The following is a 7,459-nucleotide window of genomic DNA, read 5'->3' as shown; positions in this document are numbered from 1 at the left end:
GGGCCGGGGTGAGGGTCTTCCAATAGCGAACACCCCTCACCCCCACCCTCTCCCCGCAAGCGGGGCGAGGGAGCAACTCCAGGCATCGCCCAGCACCCGCAGCGCAAAAATGCCCTACGACTGGCGCGCCCTCTTCCTCAAGGTTCTTCCTCCCATCTTCGGCCTGGGCTTTCTCGTGGGCATCTGGGCGATCATTTCGATGACGTCCACCAGCAGCTTTCCGTCGCCGGTCGAGACGTTCAAGCAGGCACTGATAGTCTTCAGCGATCCGTTCTACCAGAAGGGTCCCAACGACCAGGGCATCGGCTGGAACGTGCTGTCGTCGCTCAAGCGAGTCGCCATCGGATTCGGCATGGCGGCCGTCGTGGGCATCCCGCTGGGCTTCATGATCGGCCGCTTCACCTTCCTGTCGCGGATGTTCAACCCGCTCATCAGCCTGTTGCGTCCGGTGTCGCCGCTGGCGTGGTTGCCCATCGGCCTCATGGTGTTCAAGGGCGCAAACCCCGCCGCCATCTGGACCATCTTCATCTGCTCGATCTGGCCGATGATCATCAACACCGCAGTCGGTGTGCAACGCGTGCCCTCCGACTACATGAACGTGGCGCGCGTGCTGAACCTGTCCGAGTGGAAGATCGTCACGAAGATCCTCTTTCCGGCCGTGCTGCCCTACATGCTCACCGGCGTGCGCCTGGCAGTGGGCACCGCGTGGCTGGTGATCGTCGCGGCAGAGATGCTCACCGGCGGTGTCGGCATCGGCTTCTGGGTCTGGGACGAGTGGAACAACCTCAACGTCAAGAACATCATCATCGCGATCTTCGTGATCGGCGTGGTGGGTCTGGTCCTGGAATTCGCCCTGATCAAACTGGCAACGGCATTCACATTCGAAGAGGTGAAGACATGAGCGACAGCCTGACCACCAAATACATCCAGATCGAGGGCGTGCAGCAGACCTTCAAGACCGCCAAGGGTCCGTTCGTCGCGCTACAGGGCATCAACCTCACCGTCGCCAAGGGCCAGTTCGTCACGATGATCGGTCACTCGGGCTGCGGCAAGTCAACGCTGCTGAACCTGATCGCCGGCCTCACGATGCCCACGCAAGGCCACCTGATCTGCGCCAACCGCGAGATCGCAGGACCTGGTCCCGACCGCGGCGTCGTGTTCCAGAATCATTCGCTGTTGCCGTGGCTCACCTGCTTCGAGAACGTGTACCTGGCCGTCGAACGCGTCTTCGGTGCGACCGAAACGCGTGCGCAGCTTCGTGCCCGCACCGACGACGCGCTGGCACTGGTCGGACTGACACCTGCGGCGCAAAAACGCCCGGGAGAAATCTCAGGCGGCATGAAGCAGCGCGTGGGCATTGCACGTGCACTGTCGATGGAGCCCAACGTGCTGCTGATGGACGAGCCCTTCGGCGCGCTTGACGCCCTCACCCGCGCCAAGCTGCAGGACGAGTTGCTGGCGATCGTCGCCAAGACGCACAGCACGGTGGTGATGGTGACCCACGATGTCGACGAAGCCGTGCTGCTGTCGGACCGCATCGTGATGATGACCAACGGCCCTGCCGCAACCATCGGCGAAGTGCTGGCCATCGACCTGCCGCGCCCGCGCAGCCGCATCGAACTGGCCGAAGACCCCGCCTACGTTCACTACCGCAAGGCGGTGATCGATTTCCTCTACACGAGGCAGGCCCACGTCGAAAAGCTTGTCGCCTGAACGCCCCATCTGGAGACCGAAGTGAAACGATCAAAACTGGTGATGGTTGGAAACGGGATGGCGGGCGTGCGCACCATCGAGGAGCTGCTGAAGGTCGCTCCAGAGCTTTACGACATCAGCGTGTTCGGCGCGGAGCCGCATCCCAACTACAACCGCATCCTGCTGTCGCCGGTGCTCGCGGGCGAGCAGACGCTCGACGAGATCGTGCTGAACTCCTGGGACTGGTACAAGGAAAACAACATCACGCTGCACGCGGGCAAGAAGGTGGTCGAGGTTGATCGCGTCAAGCGCGTGGTGCGCGCCGAAGACGGCACCGAAGAGCCTTATGACCGGCTGCTGATGTGCACGGGCTCCAACCCGTTCATCCTGCCCGTGCCTGGCAAGGACTTGAAGGGCGTGATCGCCTACCGTGATATCGCAGACACCAACGCGATGATAGCGGCGTCGCAAAAGTACAAGAAGGCGGTCGTCATCGGCGGCGGCTTGCTCGGGCTCGAAGCCGCGAACGGATTGATGTTGCGTGGCATGGAAGTCACCGTGGTGCATGTCATGCCGTGGCTGATGGAGCGGCAGCTCGACGACGTCGCGGGCCGCCTGCTGCAAAAGTCGCTGGAAGATCGTGGCCTGAAATTCATGATCGGCGCCAACACGCAGGAGCTTGTCGGTGGAGAAGATGGCCGGGTCACTGCCATCACCTTCAAGGACGGCACGCGCCTGGACACCGACCTGGTCGTGATGGCTGTCGGCATCCGTCCGAACACCGAGCTGGCCGAGAAGATGCGCCTGCACTGCAACCGGGGCATTGTCGTGAACGACACGATGCAGACGGTCACCGACGCGCGCATCTACTCGGTTGGCGAGTGCGCTGCGCATCGAGGCATCGCCTACGGCCTGGTGGCACCGCTGTTCGAGCAAGCCAAGGTCGCAGCCAACCATCTCGCGCAATTCGGCATCGGCCGCTACACCGGCTCGCTCACATCGACCAAGCTGAAAGTCACGGGCATCGACCTGTTTTCCGCCGGCGAATTCATGGGCGGCGAGGGCACCGAAGAAATCGTGATGTCAGACCCGTTCGGCGGCGTCTACAAGAAACTCGTCATCAAGGGCGACAAGCTGGTCGGTGCGTGCCTCTACGGCGACACGGTCGATGGCAGCTGGTATTTCAAACTGCTGCGCGACGGTCGCAGCATCAACGACATCCGCGACAAGCTGATGTTCGGCGAATCCAACATCGGCGACACCGGCCACGAAGGCCACAGCCGCGCCGCGACCATGCCCGATGAAGCCGAGGTGTGCGGCTGCAACGGCGTGACCAAGGGCACGATCTGCAAGGCAATCAAGGAAAAGGGCCTGTTCACCATCGACGAAGTGAAGAAGCACACCAAGGCCAGTGCAAGCTGCGGCTCATGCACGGGGCTGGTCGAACAGATCCTGATGTTCACTGCCGGGGGTGACTACTCTGCCGCGCCCAAGAAGAAGGCTATTTGCGGCTGCACCGACCACAGCCACGAGGATGTGCGCGAAGCGATTCGCACTAACAAATTCCTCACCATCGCCGACACGATGCGCACGATGGATTGGCGCACACCCAACGGCTGCGCGACCTGCCGCCCCGCGATCAACTACTACCTGATCTCCAGCTGGCCCAAGGAAGCGAAAGACGATCCGCAAAGCCGCTACATCAATGAACGCAGCCACGCGAACATCCAGAAGGACGGCACCTACTCCGTGATTCCTCGCATGTGGGGAGGCGAGACGACGGCCGACGAACTGCGACGCATTGCCAACGCGGTGGACAAGTACAAGATCCCGACGGTGAAAGTCACGGGCGGCCAGCGCATCGACCTGCTGGGCGTGAAGAAGGAAGACCTGCAGAACGTCTGGAAGGACATCGGCATGCCGTCAGGCCACGCTTACGCGAAGGCACTGCGCACGGTGAAGACCTGCGTGGGCAGCGAGTGGTGCCGATTCGGCACGCAGGACTCCACGCAGATGGGCAAGGACCTGGAGCGCGCGCTCTGGCGCATGTACGCACCGCACAAGGTCAAGCTGGCCGTGTCCGGTTGCCCGCGCAATTGCGCCGAGTCCGGCATCAAGGATGTCGGCGTGATCGGCGTCGACAGCGGCTGGGAGATTTATGTCGCTGGCAACGGCGGCATCAAGACCGAGGTGGCGCACTTCTTCTGCAAGCTCAAGACGTCTGCCGAAGTGCTCGAATACAGCGGCGCGTTCCTGCAGTTGTATCGCGAGGAAGGCTGGTACCTGGAGCGCACGGTGCACTACGTCAACCGGGTGGGCCTGGACTACGTCAAGAAGAAGGTGCTGGAAGATCACGAAGGCCGCAAGGCATTGTGGGAGCGGCTTCAATTCAGCCTGGATGGCGAGCCCGACCCGTGGTTCGATTTCGAGAAAGCTTCTGTCGACACGCGCCAGTTCGCGAAGCTCGGCACGGCGGCGGAGGCTGCATGAAGATGAATGAATGGCAAGTGATCTGCAGGGTTGAAGACATTCCCGTGCTCGGCTCGCGTCGCGTCTCGCGTCCGCGCGGCATGGACGTCGCGGTGTTTCGTAACGACCAGGACCAGGTGTTCGCATTGCTCGACCGGTGTCCGCACAAGGGCGGCCCGCTGTCGCAAGGCATCGTGTTCGGCACCAGCGTCGCCTGCCCGCTGCACAACTGGACCATCGGCCTGGACGATGGCTGCGCCAGGTCACCCGATGAAGGATGCACGACGAAGTTTGCGTGCCGTGTCGAGGGTGGTGAGGTGATGCTCGATCCGGTCGAGCTGGCATCGCTGGCGACGGACCTGGAGCCGCCGAAAGCGGGGCCGTGCGCTGGTGCATCGACCGGCGCTGTCGGTGACGCCACCTTCGACGTTCAGGCACCGCACTGCGCGCAATGACTCTGGAAACACGCTCAACCTGCCCTTACTGTGGTGTCGGCTGCGGCGTCATCATCGAAAGTGAAGGCAACCAGATCACCGGCGTGCGCGGCGATCCGCAGCACCCTGCCAACTTCGGGCGGCTGTGCACCAAGGGCTCGTCGCTTCACCTGACAGCCTCGGCTCCCATCACCCACCAGGCGCGGCTGCTGCAGCCGATGCGGCGCGTGCACCGCAGCGAGAAGCCGTCTCGCGTGTCGTGGGACGAGGCGATGGATTTCGCGGTGGAAAGCTTCGTGCAGGTGATTGGCGAACACGGACCGGACGCAGTCGGCTTCTACATCTCCGGGCAGCTACTCACCGAGGACTACTACGTCTTCAACAAGCTGGCCAAGGGGCTGATCGGCACCAACAACGTCGATACGAATTCGCGCCTGTGCATGAGCAGCGCGGTGGCTGGCTACAAGATGACGCTTGGCGCCGATGCGCCACCGAACTGCTACGAAGACGTGGATCACGCGCAGTGCATCTTCATTGTCGGCAGCAACACGGCGTGGGCGCATCCGATCCTGTTCCGGCGGATTGAAGAGGCGAAGGCGGCCAACCCCGCGATGAAGATCATCTTGTGCGACCCACGCCGCACGGACACGGCCGAGATCGCAGACCTGTACCTGCCGATCCAGCCCGGCACCGATGTGATGCTGTTCCACGGCATGCTGCACATCATGCTGTGGGAGGGCTGGACGCAAGCGGGCTACATGGCTGCGCACACGACCGGCTTCGATGAGCTCAAGGCCACGGTGCGCGAGTGCACGCCAGACCTGGTCGCGCAGACCTGCGGCATCCGCAAGGAAGACCTCTACGAAGCGGCAAAGCTCTTTGCCACTTCGACCGCAACGCTCAGCCTGTACTGCCAGGGCCTGAATCAATCCTCCAGCGGCACTGCAAAGAACGCGTCGCTCATCAACCTGCATCTGGCAACCGGACACATCGGCAAACCCGGTGCTGGCCCGTTCTCGCTCACAGGCCAGCCCAATGCGATGGGGGGCCGCGAGGTGGGTGGATTGGCCAATCTCCTGTCCGCTCATCGCGACATGGCCAACCCTGCGCATCGCGCCGAAGTCGCAGCGCTCTGGGGCGTTTCGACCGTGCCAGACAAGCCCGGCAAATCCGCAGTGGAGATGTTCCAGGCGGCAGCCGATGGCCAGATCAAGGCCCTGTGGATCGCGTGCACCAATCCTGCGCAGTCCATGCCCGACCAGGCCACTGTGCGCCGCGCACTTGAGCGCGCGGAACTGGTCATCGTGCAGGAGGCTTTTTCCACCACCGCGACCTGCGACTACGCCGATTTGCTCCTGCCCGCCACGACATGGGGCGAGAAGACCGGAACCGTCACCAACAGCGAGCGCCGCATCAGTCGCGTGCGCCCTGCCATCGACAAACCTGCGGGCACGCGCCACGACTGGGCGATTGCAGCGGAGTTCGGGCAACGGCTCGAGCGCAAGCTGCGACCGGGTCTTTCAACACTGTTTCCGTATCCACTGGCCGACGAGAGCCGTGGCGCAGAACAGATCTGGAATGAACACCGCGAATCGACGCGCGGACGCGACCTCGATATCACCGGCATGAGCTACGAGATGCTCGACATCAAGCCCCTGCAATGGCCGATGCCGCAGGGTGCAACCGAAGGCAAGGCGCGCCTTTACGAAGATGGCATCTTTCCCACGGCGGACGGCAAGGCACGGTTTGCGAATGTGGCGTATAGGCCTTTGGCCGAAGTACGAGAGTCGCGCTTTCCGTTCTCGCTGACCACCGGACGGTTGCGCGACCAATGGCATGGCATGAGCCGCACCGGCACCATCGGGCGTCTGTTCGGTCACGTCGCTGAACCTTCGGTGCAGATGAACCCGCAGGACATGTCGCGCCGCCTTCTCAAGGAGGGGGACCTGGTCCACCTCACGAGCAAGCGCGGCTCCATCGTGGTGCCTGTGCAGGCGAGCGACGAAGTGGCGCTCAGCCAGGCCTTCATGGCGATGCACTGGGGAAGCGAATTCCTGGGTGGGTGCTCCTCGACGGGGCAAGCGCTGGCAGGCGTGAATGCGCTCACGACATCCGCCTATTGCCCATCTTCGAAGCAGCCCGAGTTGAAGCATGCGGCGGTGAAGATCCTCAAAGCCGAGCTGCCGTGGTCGTTGCTGGCTGTCGGCTGGTTGCCCGACGAGGACGCACTGCGGGCGCGGCGCGAACTGCAGCAACTGATGGCGCGCTTTGCGTTCGCATCGTGCGTGCCATTCGGCCGTGAGCGCGCGGGTGTGCTGTTTCGCGCAGCTGCCTATGAGGCGCCGCCCGATGAGTTGGTGGAACGGATCGAGGCGTTGCTGGGTGTCGCCGGTGCAGACGCGTTGCGATATGCCGACCGCAAGAAGGGCCAGCGGCGTGCGATGAAACTGTCACGTCATGGCACCGAGGCGCGACTGGAGGCTTTCGTGCTGGCCGGTGACACATCGGCACAGGCGTGGATCAAGACGCTGCTGCAGGACGAGTTGCCTGCACAGGCGTACGGACGCATGTTGCTGGTGCCTGGAGCGAAGGCACCGGTGGCGGTGCAAGCGCGCGGCAAGCAGGTGTGTACCTGCTTCAATGTGACCGAACCCGAGATCAGCAAATATCTCGCTGGCGCGGATGGACCGGAGACCGGGCAGCTCGCGGCACTTCAAGATGATTTGAAGTGCGGCACGAACTGCGGGTCCTGTGTGCCGGAGTTGAAGCGTCTGGTGCGCGGTGCAATCGAGTTGCGCCAGGTGGCCTGAAACATTGGCTGTCATTGCGGACTTGATCCACTACTGTCCGGAGAAGCATTCTCA

The 7,459-nt window shown here is 62.9% G+C and carries 5 protein-coding genes; all 5 read left to right on the top strand.

Annotation, left to right across the window (positions count from 1 at the left end):
• The coding region (ntrB, locus tag AQ12_RS13120) for a nitrate ABC transporter permease (protein WP_048440382.1) at positions 1 to 901 on the top strand (901 nt) is incomplete at its 5' end.
• Positions 898 to 1,713, top strand: coding sequence for an ABC transporter ATP-binding protein (locus AQ12_RS13115; RefSeq protein WP_048440381.1), 816 nt, complete (start codon positions 898 to 900; stop codon positions 1,711 to 1,713). The genes ntrB and AQ12_RS13115, both read left to right, overlap by 4 nt.
• Positions 1,714 to 1,734: 21 nt before the next feature.
• The gene (gene nirB / locus AQ12_RS13110; RefSeq protein ID WP_048440380.1) at positions 1,735 to 4,182 is read left to right on the top strand and encodes a nitrite reductase large subunit NirB; all 2,448 of its coding nucleotides are present in this window, start codon (positions 1,735 to 1,737) and stop codon (positions 4,180 to 4,182) included.
• Between the two features lie 2 nt (positions 4,183 to 4,184).
• Positions 4,185 to 4,616 carry a nitrite reductase small subunit NirD gene (gene nirD / locus AQ12_RS13105; protein WP_048440379.1) on the top strand — a complete coding sequence of 144 codons (432 nt, stop codon included), beginning with the start codon at positions 4,185 to 4,187 and terminating at the stop codon, positions 4,614 to 4,616.
• Positions 4,613 to 7,405 (top strand): nitrate reductase, encoded by a 2,793-nt coding sequence (locus tag AQ12_RS13100; protein ID WP_048440378.1) that lies wholly within the window; start codon positions 4,613 to 4,615, stop codon positions 7,403 to 7,405. Before nirD ends, AQ12_RS13100 begins: the two co-directional genes overlap by 4 nt.
• Positions 7,406 to 7,459 lie beyond the last annotated feature (54 nt).

Source organism: Caenimonas sp. SL110 (genome assembly GCF_001044395.1).
Lineage (GTDB): Bacteria > Pseudomonadota > Gammaproteobacteria > Burkholderiales > Burkholderiaceae_C > Ramlibacter.
The sequence above is the reverse complement of the archived record's forward strand: the minus strand, read 5'-3'. Positions and strand labels throughout refer to the sequence as shown.